Genomic DNA, 25,317 nt, shown 5'->3' with positions numbered 1-25,317 from the left:
TGCATTGACTTCTCGACCATACCTCCTCTACTATCGACTCGCGGGGTGGAGCAGCCTGGTAGCTCGTTGGGCTCATAACCCAAAGGTCGAGGGTTCAAATCCCTCCCCCGCAACCACCTCGGTATCCCATCAAAGAACTCACGGGTTTCCACCATGCTTTCCTGCGATTTTCCTGCTTTGAAACTCAAGAATGTATTTCCCCTGAGCCTGGGAGTCGTAATCTCTCTTGATATGGGACCCTTTTAAGGGTTGATTTCTCTTGGGTTTTCGTTCTGGGAACCGATAAATTTCTGGTGGGGGTGAAAACAGCTTACTCGAGGACTTGTGGAATTTTTAGCCCCCAATTGATTTTGAAATGGTTTGCCTCACTTTTTGACACCAACCCACGCATGGACAGGAATTGTCCATTAAGGCTGGATTTCTTTCTGTTCGGTGGATCTGGCTATACCAAAAATTTTAGGGAATTTCCCACTAGTTTCCTACTTAAGTGCCTGTGAAGGACTGTCTTGAGCCGAATGTGTTCGTCAGTCAAATATAATTTGGTTATGAACAAAATTTCTCAAGATGACAAAGTCCAGAAGGACAGTGGTACGTTATCATCCATACAGGGAATAACCATTTCTATTGTTGTTCCTGTGTACAACGGGGGTGAGGCCTTTCGTCAATGCCTGATGAGCCTGGTTGCTTTACAACCTCCTCCCCTGGAAATAATCGTTGTTGCCGATGGTGAATCCGATGGATCCTGGCAAGTGGCGGAACAGTTTGGTGCTCAAGTCATTCGACTTCCGACCACTTCTGGGGGACCGGCACAGCCCAGAAACATTGGGGCACTTCAGGCCAGAGGCGAATATCTTTTCTTTGTCGATGCCGATGTGTGTGTGCATCCGGATACTTTGCGACAGGTGGCAGAAACGTTTCATTGTAATCCGGACCTCACTGCATTGATCGGATCGTACGACGACACCCCTGCCGAAAAAAACTTTTTATCCCAATACAAAAATCTCTTTCACCATTATGTCCATCAACATGCTCAAAAGGAGGCTTCCACTTTTTGGGGGGCTTGCGGAGCCATCCGCCGTGATATTTTCCTGGAAATAGGTGGGTTTGACGAAAAATATCGTCGTCCTTCAATTGAAGACATTGAGTTAGGATATCGAGTGAAAAAGGCTGGTCACCAGATTCAGTTGTGTAAAGATATCCATGTCAAACATTTGAAACGATGGGGTGTCCGTTCAATGCTCAAAGCAGATTTTTTTTACCGCGCCATCCCTTGGACAGAGTTAATCCTTCGGGATCGCAGGTTTACCAATGACTTAAACATCCGGCATTCCGAGCGCCTGTGCGTGGTATTGACGTATGGGCTTGTGGGGGCCTTGCTGGGAGCGATCTGGTGGATTTCATTGCTGCCCGTGGCGGGGTTGATCATGGTTTCCCTTGTGATCATCAATGCGCCACTTTATCGTTTCTTTCAAAAAAAACGTGGGCTTCGGTTTGCCTTGCAGAGTGTTCCCTGGCATTGGCTCTACTATCTGTATAGTGGCTTGGCGTTTGCCATAGGCCTGGCACGACATGCTTTTTGTGGGGACAACAGGAAAGAGTCAACAAAGCCGGCCCTTGAATCTGACTCCTTTGACGCCATAAAAAAGTCAGGGGGACAATAGTGGCATCCCATCCTGTCGTGGTGATTGGTGCCGGTCCCGCTGGTCTTACGGCGGCCTATGAGCTGGGAAAAAACAGTTCTTCCTCCCTCATTCTTGAGGCTGGGAAACAGGTCGGTGGTATATCGCAAACCGTCAACTATCGAGATTTCCGTTTTGATATCGGTGGTCACCGATTTTTCTCAAAAGTGCCGATGGTGACTGAGTTATGGAATGAAATCCTCGGTGACAACTTTCTCCTTCGACCTCGTATAAGCCGAATCCATTACAACCAGCATTTTTTTGACTATCCCCTTAAGGCCACCAATGCGTTGGCCGGACTGGGGGTCGTTGAAGCTCTCCTGGTCTGTTTCAGTTATGCCAAAACCAAGGTATTTCCAGGTGCCCAAGAGGATAATTTTGAACAATGGGTCATCAATCGTTTTGGATATCGCCTGTATCAGATATTTTTCAAAACCTACACGGAAAAAGTCTGGGGAATTTCCTGTACCGAGATATCCGCCGATTGGGCTGCGCAACGAATCAAAAACCTGTCTCTGAAAGAAGCGGTTCGCAATGCCCTACTTGGTCAAAGGGGTGGGAAGAAGGGTGAAATCGTGACCTCGCTCATTGAGCAGTTTCATTATCCTCGCCTAGGTCCGGGGATGATGTGGGAACGGTGCGAGGAATTGGTGGCTGGTTTTGGCTCTCAGACATTAAAAGGCATAAAGGTCGAGCGTATCAGACATCGCCATGGGCGGGTAGATTGTGTTTCCGGGCGAGCATCATCAGGGGAACATGTAGAATTCGAGGGCAGCGATTTTGTGTCGACGATGCCTCTCCGCGAGTTAATCGAGGCCATGGACCCTCAACCTCCCGCGAAGGTCTTGGAAGCTGCCCTTGGTTTACGATATCGGGATTATTTAACCGTGGTCCTGGTGGTTAACTGCGAAGACGTATTCCCTGATAACTGGATCTATATTCATTCACCTGAAGTCAAAATGGGACGAATACAGAATTATAAAAATTGGAGCCCGTATATGGTGCCGGATCCTTCACGGACTTCGCTGGGCCTTGAATATTTTCTCTGGGACAAAGACGATGAGTGGACATGGTCGAACGACCGGTTAATCGAATTCGGGACACGGGAATGTGCGCAACTGGGGCTCATTAATCCCCGCGATGTTGAAGACGGAACCGTGGTTCGTATGGAAAAGGCCTATCCGGTTTACGATCATCACTATCAGGATCATGTCCGGACGATTCGAGAGTATCTGGAAACATTTTCAAATCTTCAGACCATTGGACGAAATGGTCTGCATCGCTACAACAATCAGGATCATTCCATGGTAACAGGAGTGTATGCCGCGAGAAATATCATGGGTGAATCGCATCATGATGTATGGGCGGTCAATACGGAAAAGGAATACCATGAGGAGGGCCGTGCGGCTTCGGTCAATGCCGGCGATCGATTGGTACCAATGCGGGTTCAGGAAAACGTCGATGAACTTCCCATGGAAAACGAAGAAGAATTAATCGAGATTGTATTTTCCAAACTGGACCCTGTCGCGCTGGGTGTGGCTGTCGGTACCGTGAGTGGCCTCCTCATCTTGATCGGGACCGCAATTCTTGTTCTCAAAGGTGGGCCGGTAGTGGGGCCCAACCTGTCTCTGCTTGGGAATTTTCTATTTGGATTTCAAGTGACATGGGGTGGTTCTATTGTAGGTTTCCTGGAGGGAGGAATCGGGGGGTTTGCGATAGGTTACTCAGGAGCCTCACTCCGAAACTGGAGCATGAAGGCCTTTGCGAAATTCATGCTGTGGCGAGAGGAAGTAACTCGTCGTCGCAATCTTCTAGATTAGCTACCAGGGGCCAGGAGGGAAGATATGGGAACAGATTTCAAACGTAATGAAGAGCTTAGCCGGGTTGTGGCCAAAATTCAGGCAGGGGTGTTGGCAGTAGTTTGTGGGCTGATGGGTGGATTAGGCCTTTTTATCATGACAGCCTGGCTTCTTCTCGAAGGAGGGCCACAGGTTGGCTCTCATCTTCAATTACTTTCCAACTATTTTATCGGGTATTCAGTCACGTGGAAAGGGAGCCTGGTGGGGCTTTTTTATGGAGCACTGACCGGTGGGATTCTGGGTTGGACCATCGGGTTCATTTATAACAGAGTAGTGGGAATCCGAGGGCGGTAAACGCCATTCCTCTGAGTTTTTCTTGATTGAATACGGATGGTGAACGATTTCATGGTTTGCCAATCTGTAAAGGGAAAATCGTTAGAGACTATCGTGTAGGGAAAAATTCAGAACACAAAAAATAATGAACCATGAAAACCCTGATTATGAAGGAAGCCGGTTTTGTGGAAATCATCAGGTTAAGGGTTTGCTGAAAACGGACCAGGTAGGATGACGCTTTATGTGATCGACCAAATTTACCTCTGTTCTTGAAAAACCTTAAGTGGATTGCAAAGTAAATATTGCGAATTCGCTCGCCGTTAAATGGACTATTCACGGATATAACCAGTCCTCCTATTCAAGTGCTCAGACATTCAGGGGAAATCCACCATCTGGAAAAGAGGTGATGGCCTGAATGGTGAGAGAACCAGACATGTAAGTGCCCAACCAATTCGCGTGCCGCCAAATCAGGCCTTTCCTCTATGCACATGATGACAACCCAACATTCTCATTCGGGTAAATGGAGGGTTGCTTCATCCTCAGGCGGATTTGTCAGTGTAAGGCTTGAGAACCTACCTATTAAAATGTCAACTCACTGTTCGGAAAGTCCGATACTATCTGGGCGACATTGTCGTGGGCTGATCTAGCGAGAGAAGAAGTATCTTGGCTCAGATCTAAGGGCTCTTCACTCCCATTTACCAATCAGGGAATCGACGGCGTGATAAACGAAGGTGCGAGCTACTGGGACTCCATAGCAGACGAATGGAAAAAGACACGCCCGGATCAGCTCTGGAGAAAACATAGTGATACGGTTAATCAATCCCTACTTCTCCGTTGGCTTCCCGAACAGCCATCTCCTCGGTTGCTAAAGACTGATACGTTTGACGAAGCGGTGGGAGGGGGGCTTATTCAATTCCTGAAGACACGTGCTCACAAGGTCGTTGGAATGGATCTCTCATTCCAGAATGTGGAATTGGCCTGTCCTGGGGATATGAGCATTCGTGGAGCATGCGCAGATGTGCGTCATCTTCCTTTCGGAGAGGAGTCGTTTGATGTGGTGGTGTCCAATTCCACCCTGGACCATTTCCTAACCCTAGATGAGATCATCGTGAGTTTGCGGGAATTGCACCGGGTGCTTCGCAAAAACGGGCAGCTAATCCTGACATTGGATAATCCTGCTAATCCCATTATTGCCGCGCGTAACATTCTTCCATTCAAATTATTGAACCGGTTAGGTATCCTTCCCTACTATGTTGGTGCCACCTGCGGTCCATGGCGCTTACAGAAGTTGCTGCGGGAGATCGGATTCGAGGTAAGGGAGGCCACGGCAGTGCTCCATTGCCCGCGTATTTTCGCCGTATTCGTCGCCAAGCTCTTGTGCTCCTGCGCGAAGGGTTCCGTGCAACAACGATTTTTGCTTTGGCTGGAGGCATTTGAACATCTGTCGCGCTGGCCCACGCGGTATGTAACAGGGAACTTTATTGCTGTCAGAGCAGAAAAAAAATAAAGCAACCGAGCGGGGTCTACAGGGAATAAATGATTTTTCTATAGAATGTTTGTGAGTTGCGTCGTATGCGCGAACTTGGTAGGTCAACGAGGCATTTTTATTGCTCACTCGTGTTGTTGAATCAAAACAGATGTAAGAGAAGAGACGCCGCACCAAAACGAATGATGTTGTTAGACGGATGGAAAACTTTTCGGTTAATTCGACAAGCTCTGTCTTCCAGTCGGTGGAGCCTGGTGGATTTACGTCAGGTACAGGAGGAGCGGATTCGGGTACTCCTCAATCATGCCTACTACAACGTTCCACTCTATCGAAGCCTTTATAAGGAGGCGGGTTATCACCCTGAGGAATTTCGTTCTTTGGATGATATAGGGGAAATCCCTATTCTTCAAAAAGATCGTCTCAAGCAAGCAAGTCCGGAGGAAGTTGTTGCTCAGGGGATTGATCCAAGCCGATGTAGAATCGTTGAAACGAGCGGTTCGACAGGAACTCCCTTGCGGATCTTTCTTGGATCCATAGATCAGCAGTGGCAGCGGGTGGTTGCCTGGCGCATTCTATTCGAACATGGTTTCCGCTGGACTGACCGCACGCTTGAAATTCGCATGACTTTTGGTCGGCAGTTTTTCGTCCAACGGCTTGGTATCGCTCCAAAAGATTGGTGTTCGATTCTGGACCCGCCAGAGTTCTGGGCCCAACGCATGGTTAAGACGAGGCCGGACGTGATTGTTGCAGGGGCGGGTACCTTGCATGCATTGGCGGAAACTGTCCAAACAATGGGGTTCAAGCTGCCCGCGCCCCGACTTATCATCTCCGATAGTGAAACCCTCTCACCGGCCACGCGTCAATTGGTTCGCTGTGCGTTGGGAAGGGATCCTGTGGATGTGTACGGGTTGGTTGAACTTTCGAATTTCGCGTGGGAGTGCGAGCGTCATTCCGGATTTCACGTAAGCGCTGATAGCCACATTGTGGAGGTGGCTGCGGCTTCAGGGGAACCTGGTCCAATCATCACCACAGCATTAGGCATGTGGACCATGCCGATGATTCGCTATGAAACAGGAGATCTGGCCGAGGTTGAGACCACATCATGTCCGTGTGGGCGCACTCTTCCCCTTCTGAGGCGAATCTATGGACGCAGGGTGGATTCAGTGGCTTTGCAGGACGGCAGGCGCATCTTCTGGCCTTTTTTTCACGAGGTCCTGGGGCGCTATGACGAGTTACACCAGTGGAGGATTTTGCAAGATAGGTTGAACGAAGTCCAGCTCCAAATCGTTGTGACAAATAACGCTCAAGATCTTCTTTCGAGAATAGAATCGGATCTTCAAGCTGTCCTGCCTGGTGAAATCAATCTGCAGGTTGAGCGAGTGGAGAGGATCCTGTTAAGCCCTGGAGAGAAGACCAGGATGATCATCTCGAAAGTCGGGACTGCAATTGAGGAGCAGCCTGCCTCCGGAAGGCAAGGGCTCTAGATGGAAATACTGCGAACATGGAAGTGCCTAATGGATCTGAGGTCGAACGTAACACGTTCTCCCGCACATCTCAGATCGTTGCAAGATCATTTGTTCCGTGCCGCTGCGATCCATGCCTACAGAAACGTCCAGTTTTACCGGCGTGTTTGGGACGAAGCGCGGGTAGATGTCCAAGCCATTCGAGGCATTCAGGATCTGGAGAGTATTCCAATCATTACCGCTCCCATGGTGCGAGAAGCTGCAAAACTTGGCGAGTTGCTGGCGCGAGGAGTGGACCCATCATCCTGTACCTATCTTGATACAAGTGGCTCATCAGGTGTGGCATTACGGGTCTGGAAGCGGCCGCTCGAAGAACGTGTGCGAAGAGCCGTGGGACTGCGGATTTGGTTCGAACACGGATTTCATTGGCGCCATCACACCGCCCAGTTTCAGATAAAGCCGGGTCCATCGCACATGCTGCAGCGCTTCGGAATTTCTCGGAAGACATGGATCTCGACGGAGCAGTCCATCGAGGACCAGTTGGCTCAATTGTTGGAGGCCAAGCCTGATGTGGTGGTGGGCACGGCAACGGCACTTCGCCGCATTGCGCGAGCGAGCGAAGCGGCCCAGGTCATACTCAAACAGCCACGGGTGGTGTTTTGCGCAGGAGAATTGGTGGATGCCGAAACCCGTCAATTAGTCACGCGAGTCTTCAACCGCGAACCGGTCGGGTTGTATGGCCAGACCGAGGTCGGATACATCGCCTGGCAATGCGAGCAGCGTGGGTCGTTCCATGTGAATGCGGATACACATTTTGTCGAAGTATTGCGGGATGGGATACCGGCTCATCCGGGCGACTTAGGGACAATCGTGGTGACAGATTTGCGTGCCCGGACGATGCCACTCATACGGTACAATACGGCTGATCTGGCCATAGCTGCATCAGGTGAATGTTCCTGCGGTCGACAACTGCCTTTGATGGGTTCAATCGAAGGGCGCGAACGAGCCTCAATTTTACTCGGAGACGGGCGTCTCCTTACGACCAGAAAGATACTTGATCACCTCGCGGGAACACTTCGCCTCGGAGAATTCCGCCTTTACCAGGAAAGCCTAAAGAAGTTTCGGCTGGAGCTCACCTGCCACGCCCTCGTCGGCCATCCAGGGATCGAGAACGAAGACACCGATTCGCATGTCCATCTAACCGTTCTGGGTCATCTCCGAAAGCTCCTTGGTGAGGTCGATCTATCAATCAGGATCGTTAAGCCGTGGCCGGCAGATGGCACGGGCAAGACCCATGCAATCTTCAGAGTGGGCAATCTCAACGAGGGCTCTCTCAGAGACACCACGGGAGCGGCATCTTGAGACGCGACATTCCCATGGTTTCGTGGAAACCAGGACAGAGGGTAGTTGAACCTTGCGAATGTGGTTGCGGCCAGTCGGAACAAAAACAGTGGGCACGAATAGGATGAACCATTTAAAAAACATGATGGTAGAGTGGGTCATCTCCCGCCTTTCCGGCAAGGCACAAACCTTGGTTCCGCGATATGGTTTTTACGCGTGGGCGTGTCTGGGATTACGAGGGGTCCCAGTTGTGTTGCTGAGGGGGCCCACCCTTCAATCCGGGCATATCGGGACACTATTGGTGGCGGGCCATGATCCCTGGGTTGCCTATTTGCCGAACAGGTTTTTCATTGGGGAACCCAAACGTGAGCTGGTAGGAAATGTGTCGCTACGGGACCTGCCGGCTCTGCTAGATCGCCTGCGTGATGCAGCCGATCTGACTATTGTTCGTGCAGACCGATTGTCAGCGGAAAAATTCTTCGGGAAGGATTATCTTGCGGTTCCTGAATGGATTGACATGCGTCTCGCCCTTCCTGGGGATCTCGATGAGTTGGTGCGTAGTAACCGAAGTATCCGGGAGGATATGCGTCTGGTCCGCAAACATAAGTTGCAGCCATTGGTCACCGAAGGGGAGGAGCGATTTGACGAGTTTTATGACTCCATGTACGTCCCTTTCTCGAGAGACCGTCATGGAGCCATGGCCATTATCAAAGGCCGGCAGGAACTACGTCGGTTTATCCGAAAAGGGGGAATCCTCTGGGTTATGGGAGATAATCAGCCACTTGCCGGTGTTCTCTATGAACGAAAACAGGACACATTTAACCTTTTGGCCATAGGCATGGCTTCGGGTGAAATCCCTCTGAAAAAAAGAGGAATTATGGCCGCGCTCTACTATTACAGCATACAGTATGCCCGCCAGTTGGGGTTTGCTGAGGTGAATTTTAGAGCCGCTCGGTCTTCCCTGCATGACGGATTGCTTCGCTATAAACGCAAATGGGGAAATGCCCTATTTGACAATCCTAATTCCTATTATGATCTGTTGATCCGTTGGAATAGCGTAAACGGCATAGTGAAGGACTTCTTCTCTCACACGGGCCTTATCTTTCGGGACGGAGAACGCTTGTCTGCAATCCATGCGGACGAATCACAGAGTCGCCGATCTCTCTGGATTGAAGGGCTACATCGACTCTACCTCCTGACTGAGTCCGGTCGCCAACCGATGATAGATGAGGAAGTTCTCGTTAAGCGTAGCCGGAGCCACACCCGATTCTCATCGACCCTTTCATGATGCTTGGGGAGGCATCGAGGGCCTTATCAACATTCCCGCTCTTTGCGCCGATGATCAGTAAGGACACCTGTTGTGGCGAGATGCGAGGTTCGAAAACCTAGCCTTTGGCTAGACGATAGTTTCTAACTATAGGAATGCGCTGTATTCAGTCGTTGATTTGAAAGTCATCAACTAGGACCACGACCAAACGCCCTTCGCCGAGGTTTGGCTAAGAGGTACGCGACACCCAAGAGTGGGAGTGCCTATGTGCGGATTGTGCGGCGTGGTGTATTCCGATCCTAAGAGGCCGGTCGATCGGGATATGCTTCATCATATGACAAACATGATGTCCCATCGTGGACCGGATGGGGCTGGGTACTTTGTTGACCCGGGTATCGGTCTCGGCTTCCGTCGACTGAGCATCATAGACTTGGAAACCGGCGATCAGCCCATTTCCAACGAGGATAACTCTGTCACCGGTGTATGTAATGGAGAAATCTACAACTACAAGGAATTGCGTCAAGATCTAGAGGCTGCAGATCATCGTTTCAGGACACATTCGGATGCCGAAGTCCTTGTCCATTTATACGAGGATTATGGGGTGCGTTGTGTGGATTTTCTGAGAGGTATGTTCGGCTTCGCTATCTGGGATTCCCGTCATCGTCGTCTCATGTTGGCCCGAGATCGGTTCGGTATCAAACCCCTCAGCTATGCCATCAAACCCGGTGCTCTGTTTTTTGGATCGGAGTTGAAGTCCATCCTTGCAAGCGGGTGTATTGACCGTCAGGTTGATGCCGGTGCTATGAAGGAGTTGTTTGCGGTCGGATTTGTTCAAGCGCCGAAGACCCTCTTGTGTTCAATACGGCGGCTCCCACCCGCGCATTATCTTCTCCATGAAAACGAGAAGATCACGATCCAGCGTTATTGGGATCACTCCTTTCCATCAAGGGGTGAGGAAGGCTTTCAACGAAGCGCTCAGGAATGGGCCGAGACGGTACGAGATAAACTTGAAGAGTCCGTCCGCCTCCACCTCCGAAGCGATGTGCCACTAGGTTGTTATTTGAGCAGTGGAATCGATTCAAGTGCTATGGCGGGATTGATGAGCCGAGAAATCTCGGATCCTATCCACACTTTTTCTGCGGCGTTTGAAGATCCGTTGTTTAATGAGATAGGTCCGAAAAGGATTTTCACAGATTTCTCGGGCTACAATCTTCGCCATCACATCACAACCTGCAGAACCGCCGATTTTGATCTGTTGCCGGAAATGATTTGGCATCGCGAAGATCCCAATATCTCATCTGAGGGCATCCCCCATATGTTGCTCGCCAGAATGGCGGCTCAGCAGGTGAAAGTCGTCTTGACCGGTGAGGGCTCGGATGAACCATTCCTCAATCTTCCACTCAGTGTGCGTCAACTCATCGCAAACATCCCGTTCCTGAGGAAAAAATATTCTCGATCAAGTCGGGCATTCGCCGCCCACGCCACGATGGACCTGTCTCGATACACCCAAATAATCGATAATGCCTCCCACCGAAGTTACGATGATCTTTTTTCCGATCACCTTAGCAACATCCATAGTTCTTTCAACGATTCAGAACCGCATTTCTTTCTTCCGAAGGATTTTGAAGGAAGGAATCGTTTTGCTCAATTACAGTATTTGGATATTAATGTGCGCCTTTCGGACTTCATTACAAGAACCCTGGATGCTGCCTCCATGGCTTATGGCCTGGAGGCACGCGTGCCATTCCTCGATCATGAATTTGTCGAATTATGCAGCCAGATTCCATCCGACTTGAAAATGCGAGGGCTTCAGGAAAAGCATATTCTTCGACGGGCCCTGGAAGGTGTCTTGCCCGCGGAAATTCTGAAAAGAAGGAAGAGGGGGCTTTCCGCCCCATTCTGGCCATGGCAGGGTCTTTTGCCGGAATTTGTCGCAGACGCTCTGTCCGAAAGCAGGCTCCACACCAAAGGGTATTTCAATCCTCATTCTGTTCGACACATGCTTCAGCAACATCAAAACGGCAAGGCGAATTTTGGAAGAGAATTAATCGGGGTCCTCAATATTCAATTATGGGATGACCTATTTGTCCAAGGGTGCCGTCCGTCGTGAGATGCACGAGTGTGTTGGCCTCCAATCCTGTGTCCACGCTCTATTCCATGCTTCGCCATCCGCATGTCGGACGAGAGCAGCTTGTGGCCTTTCAAAACGAGCGAGTTTGCCGGTTGGTCGCACATGCCTATCGCCATGTGCCCTATTACCGTGGGCTCTTTGATCGACATGGACTGAAACCCCAGGATATCCGAACGGTCGAGGATTTGGGGGCCGTGCCCATCACCTCCAGAAGTGATTTGCAAGGCTTGCCGGTCGATGAAATCATCGCTCGGAATGTGGACCCGAGGTCTCTGATCACCCGCGCCTCCAGCGGGTCCTCCGGGCGACCATTTATTGTGCGTCGCACTTGGCTGGAGGAACGCCTTCATGGTGCCTTTCGGTGGCGTGCGCTCCAGGCGTTGGGCCTCCGTGCGAGCGACAAGATGTGTTATGTGATGGGGAACTGGAATATCCAACGACAGAACCAGCTTGCCAAGCGTATCCTGGACACCCTCGGGATGGCCCGGCGAAAGGTCATTGATGCCCTGCAGCCACCGGAGGACATTGTCCAGGCTCTGCAGAAGTTCAAACCTACGGTCGTGGGGGGGTATCCCGGCGTGTTGGCCAGGATCGCGCAGACTGTGAATTGCGACGTACTACGGTCCCTTCGGCTCCACTTTGTAAATCCCGGTGGAGAAGTCCTGACGCCACTCATGCGCCAACAGATTCAGGACGGTTTTTCCGCGCCAGTCTATGAAACGTATGGAAGTATCGAATTTTACCTTCTGGCCTGGGAATGCCCAACAACTGGGGAATATCACTCATGTGACGATGGCTTAATTATCGAAGTGCTGCGGGATGGGACTCCGGCGAATGAAGGAGAGAGGGGAGAGCTTGTTGGAACCGACTTGCATTCGTTTGCGATGCCGCTGATCCGATACCAGCTTGGCGATGTCGTCACAAAGGGAAGCCAAACCTGTCGATGTGGACAACCGTTTTCGACGATTCGATCGATCCAGGGACGTATGATCGATTACTTCGTGCTTCCCGGCGACAGGGTTGTCCATCCCTATGAGTTGGGGGTCAGAAAGGTCCCCTGGATTCGAGAGTTTCAGGTGACCCAGGAACGCATGGAATTCATCGTGATGAAAGTCGTCCCGTTTCATACACCCTCCGCCGAGGAGATGGCAGCGTTGGTTCAACCGGTGATTGCGTTGCTGGGATCCGACGTGCAGTTCCAGGTAGTGTTGGTGGACACAATCCCGAGGGAGGCAAGCGGGAAATTTCGAGTATATCGTTCCCATATTCGATCGGCTTATGACGCATTTGCGTGGGCGGATCAAAAAATAGTTCCTCCTGGAGTCCATGACGACTCCTAATTCTTATGCCGATAGTGCGGTGGATAAGGAGCACAAGGTGACTTTTGCTTGCACCCTATCATGAAAATTTCAAGAAACGCGGATATCTCAATCATCAAGGGATGATGATGTCTCCACAGGCAACGTATTGAAGAGCCTGGTCATGATGCCCGCATAAACCGACATGAAGGACAGAGGGGTTGTCTGCGAGGCCTCATCGGGTGATGATTACGTGAGGATCTTTTTCGATCGAGCGGCGACTCTCATTCATATCGAAACGTCCGAGGTGTTTGCTGATCTTTGTGAACGTTTCAGTCTTGCTGTGTTGCAACATATCGATGAGAACGAACGGTTCATTTTGGAGCCGTATTGAGCGTCAGGAAGCGGAGACACCTTAACGATTGCGGAGGAAATGGGATGCTCCGTTCGTCCATCGGTCACCAATAACCGAGATGCCCTCCACGTATTATGGTTGAAAATCCAAACAAATGCACCGGCCATCATTTTCGGTTTATAGAACAGGAACGAACTATTCGCCGGTGAGGCCGCCTTTGTTTCCTCGAGGTTGGTCATCTGAGTAATGAGTCTCCGGGAGTTGGAAATGGGCATGGCTAACCAAAGGTTTCCCCGCTTCAACGACTGGGCGTGGTGGCTCTATGAGCATGCTCCCGCCGGCTTGGACGATGTAGCCAAGAGATGTGCCCCATGGGTCTTGCCATGGGTTGCGCTTCGCGTACCTGTCGCTATTCTGCGAGGGCCAACCAGACATTCCAAGCGATTGGGAATTATCGTAGTGGCTGGGCTTCACCCCTGGGCCGATTACCTGCCGCGTCGCTTCTTTGCATGTGCGCCTCGTCGAGAGGTCGTTGGAGCCGTGCCTGTGTGGGCCCTTCCTTCGTTCCTAAAACGTTTGGCTGTTGATGCGGACCTTATTGTCGCGCGCGTCGATCGTGTCTCTGCCGCCTCTTTTTTGAAGACGGTTACCTTGTGGTTCCCGAAAGCATCGGCTGCCGACTTTTGCTGCCGGTCGATTTTGAAAAGCTTGCACAGGCCAGCCTCAGCGTAAAGGAAGATTTGGGTACGCTCCGGCGTGAGGGTTTCACGATGGGGGTCTCACATAGGGAGGCAGACTGGGAGGCGTTTTACTCCTCGATGTATTTTCCTTCGTCCAGAAGCGGCACGGAGAGTTCGCCTGGCTGCGGCGGGGTGACCATCGCATTGCCGGGGCGCTGTTTGAGCGGGAGGGTGACGTTTTCCGTGGAGTGGCTTTGGGCACAGATGGGGGGGACCTCTCGCTGATGAAGCAGGGTGCCCTTGCGGCACTCTACATTTTCGAAATCAAGTGCGCCCAAGAGGGTAGATGTGCAAGCATTGACTTCGGTGGCACCCCGCCGATTCTCAATGACGGACTTCTTCGCTTCAAGAGGAAGTGGGGAGTCCAGCTCATGGATGAATACCGGACTCCCTATGACTACCTGGTCCGGTGGGAGCGACCGAATGAGCAGGTCCTCGACTTCCTTGCTGATGCGCCGTTGATTTTCAGAAACCACGGTCACCTGGCGGGGACGTCCGCCATCAGACTCAATGACGTAGCCCACGCAGACCAAGCGTCCATGAGGCATCGCTCGTTGTGGATGGCAGGCCCGCAACGACTCTTTGTGGCGATGCCAACCGGATATGGTTCACAGGAGGTGGGTGCGCTTTCTGGACAGGAGAAGGGCGGGATACCTCATGTTGGTGGGATGGAATTCTGCAATTTTGAACGGATTCTTCCGATGTTAGGCGTGAATCAGCTGACATCGTCACAATCGCATTGGAATTGAGAGGCGGGCAAAAAGAATACGAGGTGATTGATGTTTTCGGAATATCGCGCAATTTTCAAAAAACGAGGCCATCTATATCATCAAGCAATGACCCTGTATCCGAGCGCTCGTGCAGAAGAATTCTTTCATATCGTACGTATGGCCGACATGAAAGACGGAGATATCGTTTGTGATATTCCTTCCGGCGGAGGGTACTTAAGTAACTTCGTGGATCGGACTACGACTCTTTGCCATATCGAAACCTCAGAGGTGTTTGCTGCTCTCTGCAGAGCGAATGGCGTGCCCCAAGTGTTGCTTTCAACTCTGGAGGATATTCCTATCCAGACCGGGGCGGTGGATAAAATTATCAGCCTCGCGGCATTGCACCATGTCGATGAAAAGAACCGGTTCTTCTCAGAGGCCTATCGAATGCTAAGAAAGGGAGGGACGCTTACCATCGCTGACGTGCAAGTGGGGTCGGCCGTTTCCGAATTTTTGGACGGTTTTGTCAACGAACACAATACAATGGGACACAAAGGGACATATATCTCCCCCGAAACTCAAGATGAGATCGAAGGATGGGGATTTACTGTGAGGGAGTCTTCGTTGATCCCTTTTCACTGGGAATTTGATTCTCCCCAGGCCATGGGACGATTTTCTCAACTGTTGTTCGGGATCGATAAAGCAGACTCTGCCCAGATCCTAGAGGGTATCCGAAAGCATTTGGGCTATGATCTCGACAGCACTGCGTGTCGCATGAATTGGGAGCTGTTATTCCTCAATGCAAAAAAACCCTAGACAGCAATCGTGTCCAGCGATATGAGGTACCTGGTAAACAGGCAATAGCTCGGTTAGTGGATGCTGCGAACGAATGAAAAGATCCTTTAAACCAAAGTCTGATCTTTGATGATTCATTTGAACATGAAGTTTGGAATTTATCCTATAAGCCGCTGGCAAGAAACGCCCAAACGGTTTTTGCGTGAGCAAGGATTCAGCACCTATCAAGATATCCCGCATGCCATCTCGCCGGCCACTTCATGGTTGTTCGAGTATTGAAGTTTTGAATGGGATTCTCGATGGCATCTTTCCTCAAGGGAAGTGACTGCGTCGATGTGCATCGAGAGATGAGGGATGACAACCAACTTGTCTGCACGGTCGCTCGAAGCTCCGAAGTTATGGGGTAGGTCGTCGTTGATTCCACCGTATGTGGCATCTCGAGAGAGGGGCTTCGCATGTCACCCAATGTGACCGAAGCAGAAGTGCGTGGTCTAGCCCTTACGATGACCCTCAAGGGCGGCTTCTTAAGACAACTACAAGGTGGCGCGAAGGCAGGCGTGCGTTTCAACCCTGAGGCCCAGCTCGCAGAACGCCGGCAGCATTTGGAAGCGTTTGGGCGATTGTTCCGCTTCAAATTAACCGCATCTTTATTCTTGGCTCTCCTATGGGTACAAATGACACAGACATCCGCGCGATGCTCAATGCGGTTGGTGTGAAGCTTAAGTTGACGAAGTTACGCGATACGCAATAGGGGCATTATACGGCGGCGATTGTGTTCATCAGTGCCTAATGGGTAATCCAGCATTTCGATTTGACGCTTTCTCGTTGTATGGTAGCCATTGAAGGATTCAGTAAGGTGGGGAGCGCGTTGGTCACCCTGTTGGACGAAGCGAATGCCAAAGTGGTGGCAATCTCTACAGAGAGGGGAGCAATTACAAATCCGCATGGTCTGAATGTGAGACAGCTCAACCAACTCGCTGCTCAGTATGGTAGCCATTTGATGGATTTTTATACAGATGCCGAGGGAATTTGTTGCGCTGACTTGTTTGAGTCGACCGTCGATCTGCTGTGTCCTTGTGCGACCCATCCCAGTCTTCATGCTCACGATGCTTCTCGTGTGCCCGCGCGTCTTATCTGTCCAGGAGCCAATGAACCAGTAACGGCGGAAGCCGAGAAAATTCTGTTTGAACTGGGACTCATGGACCTTCCCGGTTTCGTGACTAACTGTGGCGGGATGCTCGGGAGTACGATGGCTTTGCGTCGATGAGCAGATAGCAGATCATGTCGGTTATGGAGCTTCATTTCGGCGATCGCGTTGCGTGCCTAGTAAGGGAGGCGATGCACCGGCAGGTATCATCGCGCGAGATTGCCGAACAGTTCGCACGACAACGCTTTGGGGAGATTCAGCGAAGCGCTGCCCCCCATCTCTACGCAATAAGCTCGTTGCCGCTCGGGTAGAACTCTATACTAGGGGTTGGGTACCGGGGTCTCTTTTGGCGGTCCTGGCGCAATCGCAATTAGCAAAGAGATGGGCATGAATGGTGGTGAATGAGACGGTGTCCCAGGTGTATATGGTTCTTCGTCGGTGGTCTGTGATATTTACCGATTCCTTGTGCGTGTCCGGCCAGGCAGAATTTTTTAACACCCCCATTATTGATATGACTTGTGGAGAAAAAAATGAAAGAGATCACTCGGGCCCGGAGCGAATGGGCGTGGCATCCCTTGAAATGGTTTACGAAAAAAAAGGCAAAGTGGAGGATCAACAAGTTCATGCAGGAAATATGGATCAGGGCAAGACTCCGCTTCATTCCTTGATTCTGACAATTCCAGTGGGGTGGGTTGGCTATTAATCGCCATGATCAAGCAATGACAGGCAACAAATAGCAAAGAAGCTGGCCTATCGGTCATTGTGGTTTCGGGCTACGCAGCATGGGAGGAGGAATTGTGGGAAACCTTTATCGAGCCCTGCCGGCATGGGCGGACCAAGAAAAGATGCCGCCAGAGAAATTTATGCTTGTCGAGTCATTTTAATTCCAATGCCGGATTTTTGATGCCGTGTTAGGATTGATTCCTTCTAGGAAGGTCCTGTTTTATCGATACTGAATCATTTTACGAATTGAAAACGGGGCAGTCGAAGCCGCCACGGTTGGCTTAGTTAAGAAAGAATCATCAATGCCAAAAAGATTGAAAAGGATTCTATTGTATGCAGGTTATCTGCTCATCGTGACCTTACCCCTTTTGGAAATTGGGGTCAGGATCTGGGGGTATTCGGAGCATCATATTCATGATCCGATCTATACGTCATTTGAATCGAGCGAGGACATTCCCTACATCCATAAGCCCAATCTTCTGCAAGCCCGAGCCCGAGGGCTTGCTGTCATCAACACGGATAGCCTGGGATTGCGTTCAAAAGCCGCCGGGGCGGTCTATGGCCTCAAACAACCACAGGAATATCGCATTGCCATTGCCGGGGATTCCGTCACGTTTGGTGAGGGCATCCCCAATACTGATGGAACATTCCCAGAAGTTCTGGAACATATTATTAATCAGCAACAAAATATCCAGACCGTGAAAGTGTTTAATTTCGGGGTGTCGGCCTATAGCGTGAGAGAGATGGCCGCCCTGCTTCAACACCGGATGCTGGCCATTCAGCCGAATCTGGTTATCATGGCAATCATTCCACCAGATTTGGATCTCAAGCGGACCCCCATTATTGATGCAGCTGGGTATCTGGTTGGACAGAATGTCGCTATGCTTCTGGATTCTCGGGTCGGAGAGGTTTTGAGAGGAATTCGCCTTTTGTATGTCCTAAGGGATATCGGCTCACGCTGGATTTCCCCACCTCAATACATTGACCCACTGCTTTCACATGGGAAGATTCCCGACTCTTATCGGTACATTCAGCAATTCAAGGAGACAGCGGATCAATACGGACTTCCCTACCTGATCGTGCTCCTTCCCAGAATGGAGGAAAATGCCTGGGGTATTCTTTCTGACAGACTGACACAAGACACGATCAAGCATCTTGATTTGTCATACTTACGTAAAGAATTTACTATGAACAAGTATATGGCAAGCCGGTTTGACCGGCATCCTTCCCCTGCGGTTCATCGTCGAATCGGGGAAGAATTAGCGCTGTATGTGGAACACCAACCAGAGTTCCCCCAGTGAGTCCCTTGTCGTCCCAACCAGGCCGTCACCTTGTGGATGGGACAGTCCGAGTCTTTCTCGCCGGGCTCCTGTTTCCGCTTACTGGACTCATTACCGCAGGGTTCCTTACCCGACGACTTGGAACGGATGGCTATGGCTTATTGGTGCTCTCCGCAACGTTGTTTGGATGGGTGGAGCTCGGGATTAACTCATTTTTTGCGCGTCCAGCGATTAAGTTTATTGGGGAAGCGAAAAACTGGCTGCCAGTTGGTAGCACCCTCATCCGGTTGCAATTCGTTGCAGGGGTTGTCGGAGGCGTGTTACTAGGACTGCTGGCGTTTCCTCTTGCCTGGCTGCTCGACGAACCGCTGCTCGCTCCGTATCTCGCCCTCTTTGCCCTCCATATTCCAATCAGTAGCCTGACTCAAGCGCACCAGAGTATTCTCGTGGGAATTGGTAATTTTCGGCAAAAAGCCGTGACCAATGCTTGCCGTTGGATTGCCAGGTTGCTGTTGATTCTGGTCCTGGTTGAAATGGGCCTGTCTGTTCCTGGCGCTATAATTGGAAGTCTTGGGGCGTCCCTTGTCGAACTTGCTGTCAGCCGTCGATATGTCAGGCCTCCCCTCTTTGGCAAGGTTGCCATTCTCACTCGCCCATTTTATGACTTCGGTATTCTCCTGTGTGTTTCATCCATATTGTTCCTTATTTTTTCTAGCATGGGCTTGGTTATGCTGAAAATTCTTGGCGGAACACTGGAGGCCGCAGGAATTTATGGTGCGGCTCAGAATTTGTCGATCATTCCTGGTCTGTTCGGGATGTCGTTTTCTCCATTATTGCTCTCGACAGTGAGCCGTCTGCTTTTTGAGGGGAGAATTGATCAGGCAAAAAGTATGGGATTTGGTGCAATGAGAATGGTTGTGGGTTTATTCCCCTTTGGAGCTCTCGTTGCGGGTGCTGCTCCTGAGATTGTCACATTGGTGTTTGGCCAGTCTTTCGAGCTTGCTGGTCCAATCCTGGGGGTGTTGATTATGGGGGCCATCGCATTTGTGATGGTCTCAGTAGCCGTGGTCATTGCGACGGCTTCAGGTGCTCCTCTATTCACCTTATATTTAAGCATTCCGCTGGTTGTGCTGGTGTTGATCGGAAACTTGGTGATGATTCCCAGATTCGGTGCTTTTGGCGCGGCCATGGTGACAGCTCTGTGTCAGGGAATTGGTGCATTAGCTTCCCTGTTTGCGATCCACCGCCTCTGGGGGATATTCCCACCAATTGGAACGTTTTTACGTAGCGCTATCATTAGCGTATTGGCCTATATGTTGGCCGTGATATGGCCAACCTCTGGCCTTTTGCTCATGATGAAAATTGGGTGTATCGGAGTGGTGATTATTCTGGCATATTTCGTCTCGCGGGAATTCAGTCACGACGAAATTGCACTGGCTCGTTCGTTTATAGGATCAAAAGCCGAAACTATAGAACAACAGAAGGAAATGTGAGTTCGAATTTCAAGGGTAATTGAGGGATAGTGGACAAAATCCTTTGTAGGAGAATTAAGTGAGTTCAGTCGCAGAGCACGACACGTGTTGCTTTTCGAACTCCAGCCGTATTGTTGGTTTTAGCTGGAATAGCCTCAGTAGGAGGCAAAGAGATGGCCTACAAATAAGGGAATTGAAATATTAAGAGAGAAGACCTGTCGTGCGGCCTTGGTCGCTTTGTGTTTATCCCTCGATTTTACGGACACACTAGAAAAAGGTGAAAATGGCTTGGCCATAAGCAGTCAGCGATATTTCGTGTGGTCGACGCGCTGGTGCCGGAAGGCCAGCCGCATGCCGGTGATTTCGAGAAAATGAACCCACAGGGTCAGTCCCAGGGCGACGGGATAGTCCGTCAGCCGCAGCCCGTATTGATGGCCCACCCGGAGACACGTCCCCACGCTCTCCACCACCCGCCCTATGTAAAACAACGGAATGGACGCCGGCCCGAGCCGGAGCAGCCAGCTGAATCGCAACCCGGGATCAATCTGCCGGATTCGGATCGTGGCCCAGCCGATATGGCACCGAATATCCCGCTCCATGGTCCAGCCCTCGAAGTCGTGGATCACGGTCATGGTGGGCTGAAAGAGAAAACGGCCGCCGTCCCGCCTCATGGCCGCCGATTGGAGCTGCGCGGCGTAGGGGCCTTCTCCCTCCGGCAGGGGAAACCGTGCGTACACCTCCCGGCGAAACCCGGAGTTGTTATTGGAAATGAAGCGGGTCGGGCCTTCTTTGCCGGGATCGAGAAAGCCGCGGGAGAGGACCGAAAGACAGCGCTCGCTGGTGGTTTTGCCCTCATACCTGGTGCGGCCGCTCACCGCCACGTAGTCGGGATGGGCCCGGAACGTGGTGATCAGGGCCTGCAGCCAGCCGGCCACGGGAATGCAGTCAACATCCAAGAGCGCGATGATGTCCCCCTGCGCCGCCTGTGCGCCCGCATTCTTTTGTTCGTAGGTCGCATTATGAGGCACGCCGATCACCCGTAACCCCGGTAACAGGGCGAGCACCTCCGCCGGCAGGCTTCGGGCCCGCTCTTGTGTCTCGACGAGCAGAAATTCCACGGGGGCATCCACCTCCTGGGCGGCGAGGGCGTGCAGACAACTGCGCAGATCCGCCAGTTCGGCGTGGCGCTCGGTGTCATGGTCCGCCACAATCAGCACGCTTACCACCGGCCTGGCAGTGGGGCCGGGCTCCGGCTGCTCCTTCTCACGCATGGGGCTTCCTCCAGTTACTTTGTTGGGGCGCGCGCCTGTTTATACAGGCGGCGCCGGTCTTGACTCTACCCGCCACTCACTCCACGGGAATGGAATTATTCCTGACGGGAGGCCGTTTGGCAATGTGTCACGAAGACTTCGTGGTCGGACGGGATCAGCAACAGGACCATGTGGGTCAGGATCTCGCACATCGGCGGTTGGTCCCCCGGGCACTCGACGATGGTCCGCATGGCCTCGTCTCAAGCCTGTACAGGGCATGTTCCCGGCAGTGCCGTCATACCCAAGCGAAGCAGACAAGACCGTTCTTCAGGGGTCCCGTGCAGGATCCTCTCCTCAGCTTGCTGAGAAATGTGTATTTTCTTTACAGCTTTGACCCATGCCGTACCGGGAGTCGCCATATCGATTTCCCTCCCGTCCACTCCAGTCGTCGTAGTAGTGTGTCATCCAAGGTAGACAAGGAGTACCCAGTGCAAGGAGTGCGTAGACGGCTCTATCGAGAAGGGGACGAGCTCAAAAACCTCGCGCCTTTGTTTAAGGGGCGGTATATGGTAGAGGGTGGTCACGGGTTAACTGCTCCATAAGGGGGGAGGCGATAGGGGCTTCCCAAAAGATGGCTGCAATCATACTTGCACCCTAGGATAGAACGGGTTATACAGATATCATTGTATCATTTGCATCTGCGGGTATTTCCCTGAAAGGGAGCAGAGCCTGTATTGTCCGGGAATTCGCCGTCTCAAAAATCATTGGTTGTTGGTAACCCATGGAGCCATTCGACCATTTAGGCTTTTCTTTCTCAAGAGACCAATGGAATTCCCAGTATTTTAAAGTGATCTTGGCTTCCCGTGTGGGCAAAAAATCTAGGACATGCTTAGAAGATCTTAAATAAACACCTTGCTTAAAAGTTTGTATAGGTTTTGGCAGCCATGCTTGTTGCGCTATTTGTTTTATTTCTCAAGATACAAGCGCAAAAAAATGGGGATGATGGCAATGCGTTATTTTATATTTAGCCAGGCGAATATTGACGAAACTCCTTCCCAGTCCATGGATATGAGTGGTGTCCTTGGCAAATTCATCCTGCCTATAATCGATCCGATGATATTGCCTCATGACACCCAACCGCGTTGCCCAGCCAGTCCTTGAGTATTGGACCATAATCTCGCCTCCCCTTCCTAATGGGAATGATTGCTTGCAGCGTGGATTAAATCATGTATTATTATCCAGATAGTCCTCGCCAATCCCCTAAAAAGGCCAAAGACTATGGTTTTTCCATTAGACATTTGGCTTCATTTAGGAGGAGATAAAAAAGGCAAAAAAGACTGATAACTACTTGGGAGATTAATCGTCTTCCCCCGCCGGTAGTTGTTCAGAAACGGTCTTCCCCTAATAGGGGATGATGGCCATGAAAATAGTCCCAACTATCACCTTCACTGTCGTCAGAAAACAGCATGTATCATAGGAAGAGTCAACTGAGGACAGTAGACCGCGCTTAGAGTTCTCAATCTTGGCTTCTTGATACCTGCGCGTAAGCTGGACGGCTACTATCGGATACAGCCTGAAACTGGTCCGTTTTTCAAAATTTTTGTACAGCCAGTAATTCTGGCTACCGATATAGATTCATTACGGACCAATTCTTGCTTGTATGGACCAGGAAGTTCTTAAGAGAACCTAAAAGCGGATTTTTGTACAAGCATTCAATATCTTGATGGATTTAAGTAATTTGTACCATGCACCATGCATTTAGTGCTCGTGAGCTTTTTTAGAGTCTATTTTTGAATAGCCATTTTTCTGATTTTGAGGAGTAGCCTGGGTTGTGAAACCGGTTCAGCAGATTCGTGCCGTTTTGCTCGATATTGATGGGACACTGTATCACCAAAAGGCCCTTCGTGGCCTGATGGCCTTTGAGCTGGCTACTGCTCCATTTTCGTTAGGTTCTATTCCAGAGGCTCTGGGTGTCTGGAGGATTTTGAAATGTTTTCGAGAAGGGCGTGAAGCGTTGCGGGCTATGAAAGATCCCAGTATCCCCTTGGCGAGCTTACAATATTCCCTTGTTGCCGAACGATTCTGTGTGACCTCTAGAGAGGTGGAATTAATTGTAAGGGAATGGATGTATCGTCGTCCTTTGAAATACCTCAAGATCTGCCGGCGCCGTGGAATGGTAGAATTTTTTCAGTTGGCGGACGAAATGGGTCTTCGTACGGGAGTCTTTTCTGATTATCCTGTAAGAGAAAAATTGCAGGAGCTAGGGATTCCTGTTCCGTTAACAGTGGAATTATGCGGAACGGATCCGGAGGTTAATGCGTTTAAACCAAACCCCAAGGGGTTTCTTTATGCCTGTCATCTCTGGAATCTTGATCCAGGGGAAGTGTTGTATGTGGGTGATCGACATGACGTCGATGCCTGTGGTGCCAAAGCTGCCGGAATGCCATACGTCATATTTTCTCGCAGAGCGTCTCGCGGGTTTAACGCGAGTGCAACAACCGAACTTCGTTCGATTACTAATTTTAGAGGTCTTTGCGATGTTATCCACTCAGCCATCTAAATTTTTTCGGATACTATGGCCTTATGTTCAGATTGCCCGGATCGATCACTGGTTTAAGAATGTCTTTATGATTCTGGGCATCGTGCTGGCCTTGTTTTATGAGCTGGAACTCTTCGCCTGGGAAAGTGTTTTTCCTTTGCTCCTGGCTATCGCAGCTACCTGTTTGATTGCCTCAAGCAATTATGTGGTGAACGAAGTTCTTGATGCGCCCTATGACCGTCTTCATCCGGTAAAAAAGGACCGGCCTGTTCCTTCCGGGAAGGTCAAAACCAGTTGGGCCTGGATAGAATGGTTCTTATTGGGGGTTTCAGGGATGGTTCTTGCTTTTTCCCTAAATGGGTATTTTGGGACGACAGCCCTGGTATTTTTGGTGAGCGGCCTCATTTACAATATTCCCCCCATACGGACCAAAGATCTCCCTTTTTTAGATGTGCTTACTGAATCACTGAATAATCCGATTCGGTTGTTACTCGGGTGGTTTGCGCTTGTAACCCATAGCATCCCTCCCCTTTCGCTTGTGTTGGCGTACTGGATGGTTGGCGCATTTTTCATGGCAACCAAGCGATTTGCCGAATATCGGCGTATTGATGATCCGATACGTGCAAAGGCGTATCGGAAGTCATTCGGATATTACACAGAAAACCGTCTATTGCTCAGTATGTTTTTCTATGCGATGGCTTGTTCCTTTGTATCCGGAATATTTCTTGTCCGATATCATATGGAGTTGATACTTTTTGTTCCTATTGGGGCGGGATTTTTGACGTATTATCTTAAGATTGGCATGCTTAAGGATAGCCCTGTTCAAAATCCAGAAAAATTATACAAGGAAGGCGGATTTGTCGTGTATGTAGGATTGAGCACATTGCTCTTTCTCCTCCTTATGTTTTCTGAAATCCCGTTTTTGTATGAGTTGTTTAATGTTAACCCGGCCATCATTCCACCTCTTTGGACTGTTGGTGAATAGTAAGTGCCGTCACCTGACTGGCCAAATGAATACAGAACACCCGAGGCTGAGGAATGTGGGTCTATTTTCGTTAGGCGATGGTGTAAGGCAACCACCAAAGTCCCCTTCGGGCTTACCTAGCCATTCTGAGGAAATATCGAAATTGTATGGCCCGCGTGACCATATCATGAGCTGAGGAAATTTAAAGCCGTTTGAGCGTGCAATGCCTTCCGGAGAAAATATACTGGCATGCACGGGATGATCCCTTCACAATCCTGGAATTCTTCCGACCGCGAGGACGACTCTGCCAAAATGCCAGTTGAAATTGTGTAGGATCTTTTATGAAAGGGATCCAAATTCGAGGAAGTTCCCGGCCTCGAACATGTATGCCTTTTGTGACACAGCGCCTTCCCAGGGTTCGGAGGCATCCGGAGTCCTGATTGTGAATATGTGTGAGGCGGAAATGAAAGTGGTGAGATAGTAAAGTGGAATAGTAGGTACATGAATTAGAAAAAAAATAGGTTGAAGTTTGCCTAGTGAAACGG

At 50.5% G+C, this 25,317-nt stretch carries 22 protein-coding genes, 1 tRNA gene and 1 pseudogene; 22 read left to right on the top strand and 2 right to left on the bottom strand.

Going from position 1 to position 25,317, the window contains the following annotated elements:
• Window positions 1-39: 39 nt before the first annotated feature.
• From ACWHYD_RS20550 to ACWHYD_RS20495, 12 genes are all read left to right on the top strand, one after another.
• Window positions 40-116 (top strand) — tRNA-Met (locus ACWHYD_RS20550).
• A gap of 429 nt (window positions 117-545) precedes the next feature.
• Window positions 546-1,661 carry a glycosyltransferase gene (locus ACWHYD_RS20545; protein WP_447963861.1) on the top strand — a complete coding sequence of 372 codons (1,116 nt, stop codon included), beginning with the start codon at window positions 546-548 and terminating at the stop codon, window positions 1,659-1,661.
• Window positions 1,661-3,499 carry an NAD(P)/FAD-dependent oxidoreductase gene (locus ACWHYD_RS20540; protein ID WP_447963860.1) on the top strand — a complete coding sequence of 613 codons (1,839 nt, stop codon included), beginning with the start codon at window positions 1,661-1,663 and terminating at the stop codon, window positions 3,497-3,499. Before ACWHYD_RS20545 ends, ACWHYD_RS20540 begins: the two co-directional genes overlap by 1 nt.
• 24 nt (window positions 3,500-3,523) lie before the next feature.
• On the top strand, window positions 3,524-3,832 hold the full coding sequence (locus ACWHYD_RS20535) for a hypothetical protein (RefSeq protein WP_447963859.1): 309 nt from the start codon (window positions 3,524-3,526) through the stop codon (window positions 3,830-3,832).
• Between the two features lie 697 nt (window positions 3,833-4,529).
• On the top strand, window positions 4,530-5,318 hold the full coding sequence (locus tag ACWHYD_RS20530; RefSeq protein ID WP_447963858.1) for a methyltransferase domain-containing protein: 789 nt from the start codon (window positions 4,530-4,532) through the stop codon (window positions 5,316-5,318).
• 161 nt (window positions 5,319-5,479) lie between these two features.
• Window positions 5,480-6,781, top strand: a complete 1,302-nt coding sequence (locus ACWHYD_RS20525) for a phenylacetate--CoA ligase family protein (protein WP_447963857.1) — start codon at window positions 5,480-5,482, stop codon at window positions 6,779-6,781.
• Window positions 6,782-6,811: 30 nt separating this feature from the next.
• Window positions 6,812-8,122: a phenylacetate--CoA ligase family protein gene (locus ACWHYD_RS20520; protein WP_447963856.1), complete on the top strand. Its 1,311-nt coding sequence runs from the start codon at window positions 6,812-6,814 to the stop codon at window positions 8,120-8,122.
• A gap of 121 nt (window positions 8,123-8,243) precedes the next feature.
• Window positions 8,244-9,389, top strand: a complete 1,146-nt coding sequence (locus ACWHYD_RS20515; RefSeq protein ID WP_447963855.1) for a hypothetical protein — start codon at window positions 8,244-8,246, stop codon at window positions 9,387-9,389.
• Between the two features lie 244 nt (window positions 9,390-9,633).
• Window positions 9,634-11,478: an asparagine synthase (glutamine-hydrolyzing) gene (gene asnB / locus ACWHYD_RS20510; RefSeq protein WP_447963854.1), complete on the top strand. Its 1,845-nt coding sequence runs from the start codon at window positions 9,634-9,636 to the stop codon at window positions 11,476-11,478.
• Window positions 11,475-12,839: a phenylacetate--CoA ligase family protein gene (locus ACWHYD_RS20505; protein ID WP_447963853.1), complete on the top strand. Its 1,365-nt coding sequence runs from the start codon at window positions 11,475-11,477 to the stop codon at window positions 12,837-12,839. The genes asnB and ACWHYD_RS20505 overlap by 4 nt, the downstream gene beginning before the upstream one ends.
• A 163-nt stretch (window positions 12,840-13,002) precedes the next feature.
• A complete protein-coding gene (locus ACWHYD_RS20500) occupies window positions 13,003-13,191 on the top strand; it encodes a hypothetical protein (protein WP_447963852.1) in 189 nt (62 codons plus the stop codon).
• Window positions 13,192-13,425: 234 nt separating this feature from the next.
• A complete protein-coding gene (locus ACWHYD_RS20495) occupies window positions 13,426-13,884 on the top strand; it encodes a hypothetical protein (RefSeq protein ID WP_447963851.1) in 459 nt (152 codons plus the stop codon).
• Window positions 13,885-13,960: 76 nt separating this feature from the next.
• On the opposite strand, the gene ACWHYD_RS20490 is transcribed toward ACWHYD_RS20495, so the two are convergent.
• Window positions 13,961-14,440 carry a hypothetical protein gene (locus ACWHYD_RS20490; protein ID WP_447963850.1) on the bottom strand — a complete coding sequence of 160 codons (480 nt, stop codon included), beginning with the start codon at window positions 14,438-14,440 and terminating at the stop codon, window positions 13,961-13,963.
• A gap of 231 nt (window positions 14,441-14,671) precedes the next feature.
• Here ACWHYD_RS20490 and ACWHYD_RS20485 point away from each other — a divergent pair, with 231 nt between their 5' ends.
• From ACWHYD_RS20485 to ACWHYD_RS20455, 7 genes and pseudogenes are all read left to right on the top strand, one after another.
• A complete protein-coding gene (locus ACWHYD_RS20485) occupies window positions 14,672-15,418 on the top strand; it encodes a class I SAM-dependent methyltransferase (protein ID WP_447963849.1) in 747 nt (248 codons plus the stop codon).
• A 123-nt stretch (window positions 15,419-15,541) separates the two neighbouring features.
• Window positions 15,542-15,676, top strand: coding sequence for a hypothetical protein (locus ACWHYD_RS20480; protein WP_447963848.1), 135 nt, complete (start codon window positions 15,542-15,544; stop codon window positions 15,674-15,676).
• A 152-nt stretch (window positions 15,677-15,828) separates the two neighbouring features.
• Window positions 15,829-16,113, top strand: a pseudogene (locus tag ACWHYD_RS20475) (Glu/Leu/Phe/Val dehydrogenase dimerization domain-containing protein); the annotation flags it as partial.
• A gap of 95 nt (window positions 16,114-16,208) precedes the next feature.
• Window positions 16,209-16,664 (top strand): hypothetical protein, encoded by a 456-nt coding sequence (locus tag ACWHYD_RS20470; protein WP_447963847.1) that lies wholly within the window; start codon window positions 16,209-16,211, stop codon window positions 16,662-16,664.
• A 271-nt stretch (window positions 16,665-16,935) separates the two neighbouring features.
• On the top strand, window positions 16,936-17,247 hold the full coding sequence (locus tag ACWHYD_RS20465; RefSeq protein ID WP_447963846.1) for a hypothetical protein: 312 nt from the start codon (window positions 16,936-16,938) through the stop codon (window positions 17,245-17,247).
• 322 nt (window positions 17,248-17,569) lie between these two features.
• A complete protein-coding gene (locus ACWHYD_RS20460; RefSeq protein ID WP_447963845.1) occupies window positions 17,570-18,568 on the top strand; it encodes an SGNH/GDSL hydrolase family protein in 999 nt (332 codons plus the stop codon).
• Window positions 18,565-20,040 carry a lipopolysaccharide biosynthesis protein gene (locus tag ACWHYD_RS20455; RefSeq protein WP_447963844.1) on the top strand — a complete coding sequence of 492 codons (1,476 nt, stop codon included), beginning with the start codon at window positions 18,565-18,567 and terminating at the stop codon, window positions 20,038-20,040. The genes ACWHYD_RS20460 and ACWHYD_RS20455 overlap by 4 nt, the downstream gene beginning before the upstream one ends.
• Window positions 20,041-20,321: 281 nt before the next feature.
• On the opposite strand, the gene ACWHYD_RS20450 is transcribed toward ACWHYD_RS20455, so the two are convergent.
• The gene (locus tag ACWHYD_RS20450) at window positions 20,322-21,290 is read right to left on the bottom strand and encodes a glycosyltransferase family 2 protein (RefSeq protein ID WP_447963843.1); all 969 of its coding nucleotides are present in this window, start codon (window positions 21,288-21,290) and stop codon (window positions 20,322-20,324) included.
• 59 nt (window positions 21,291-21,349) lie between these two features.
• Here ACWHYD_RS20450 and ACWHYD_RS20445 point away from each other — a divergent pair, with 59 nt between their 5' ends.
• From ACWHYD_RS20445 to ACWHYD_RS20435, 3 genes are all read left to right on the top strand, one after another.
• On the top strand, window positions 21,350-21,871 hold the full coding sequence (locus tag ACWHYD_RS20445; protein WP_447963842.1) for a hypothetical protein: 522 nt from the start codon (window positions 21,350-21,352) through the stop codon (window positions 21,869-21,871).
• Window positions 21,872-23,100: 1,229 nt separating this feature from the next.
• On the top strand, window positions 23,101-23,829 hold the full coding sequence (locus tag ACWHYD_RS20440; RefSeq protein ID WP_447963841.1) for an HAD family hydrolase: 729 nt from the start codon (window positions 23,101-23,103) through the stop codon (window positions 23,827-23,829).
• A complete protein-coding gene (locus ACWHYD_RS20435) occupies window positions 23,807-24,793 on the top strand; it encodes a UbiA prenyltransferase family protein (RefSeq protein WP_447963840.1) in 987 nt (328 codons plus the stop codon). The genes ACWHYD_RS20440 and ACWHYD_RS20435 overlap by 23 nt, the downstream gene beginning before the upstream one ends.
• The last annotated feature ends 524 nt before the right edge of the window (window positions 24,794-25,317 follow it).

It is taken from the genome of Nitrospira sp. Ecomares 2.1 (genome assembly GCF_965152585.1).
This window is presented reverse-complemented; position numbering and strand designations above follow the sequence as displayed.

Coding starts and splice junctions, on each gene's coding strand:
- ACWHYD_RS20450 (WP_447963843.1), bottom strand. CDS start 21,290: ATGCGTGAGAAGGAGCAGCCGGAGCCCGGCCCCACTGCCAGGCCGGTG.
- ACWHYD_RS20500 (WP_447963852.1), top strand. CDS start 13,003: ATGAAGGACAGAGGGGTTGTCTGCGAGGCCTCATCGGGTGATGATTAC.
- ACWHYD_RS20460 (WP_447963845.1), top strand. CDS start 17,570: ATGCCAAAAAGATTGAAAAGGATTCTATTGTATGCAGGTTATCTGCTC.
- ACWHYD_RS20435 (WP_447963840.1), top strand. CDS start 23,807: ATGTTATCCACTCAGCCATCTAAATTTTTTCGGATACTATGGCCTTAT.
- ACWHYD_RS20515 (WP_447963855.1), top strand. CDS start 8,244: ATGATGGTAGAGTGGGTCATCTCCCGCCTTTCCGGCAAGGCACAAACC.
- ACWHYD_RS20495 (WP_447963851.1), top strand. CDS start 13,426: ATGGCTAACCAAAGGTTTCCCCGCTTCAACGACTGGGCGTGGTGGCTC.
- ACWHYD_RS20545 (WP_447963861.1), top strand. CDS start 546: ATGAACAAAATTTCTCAAGATGACAAAGTCCAGAAGGACAGTGGTACG.
- asnB (WP_447963854.1), top strand. CDS start 9,634: ATGTGCGGATTGTGCGGCGTGGTGTATTCCGATCCTAAGAGGCCGGTC.
- ACWHYD_RS20485 (WP_447963849.1), top strand. CDS start 14,672: ATGTTTTCGGAATATCGCGCAATTTTCAAAAAACGAGGCCATCTATAT.
- ACWHYD_RS20480 (WP_447963848.1), top strand. CDS start 15,542: ATGAAGTTTGGAATTTATCCTATAAGCCGCTGGCAAGAAACGCCCAAA.
- ACWHYD_RS20535 (WP_447963859.1), top strand. CDS start 3,524: ATGGGAACAGATTTCAAACGTAATGAAGAGCTTAGCCGGGTTGTGGCC.
- ACWHYD_RS20525 (WP_447963857.1), top strand. CDS start 5,480: ATGATGTTGTTAGACGGATGGAAAACTTTTCGGTTAATTCGACAAGCT.
- ACWHYD_RS20465 (WP_447963846.1), top strand. CDS start 16,936: ATGGTGGTGAATGAGACGGTGTCCCAGGTGTATATGGTTCTTCGTCGG.
- ACWHYD_RS20520 (WP_447963856.1), top strand. CDS start 6,812: ATGGATCTGAGGTCGAACGTAACACGTTCTCCCGCACATCTCAGATCG.
- ACWHYD_RS20490 (WP_447963850.1), bottom strand. CDS start 14,440: ATGCCTCATGGACGCTTGGTCTGCGTGGGCTACGTCATTGAGTCTGAT.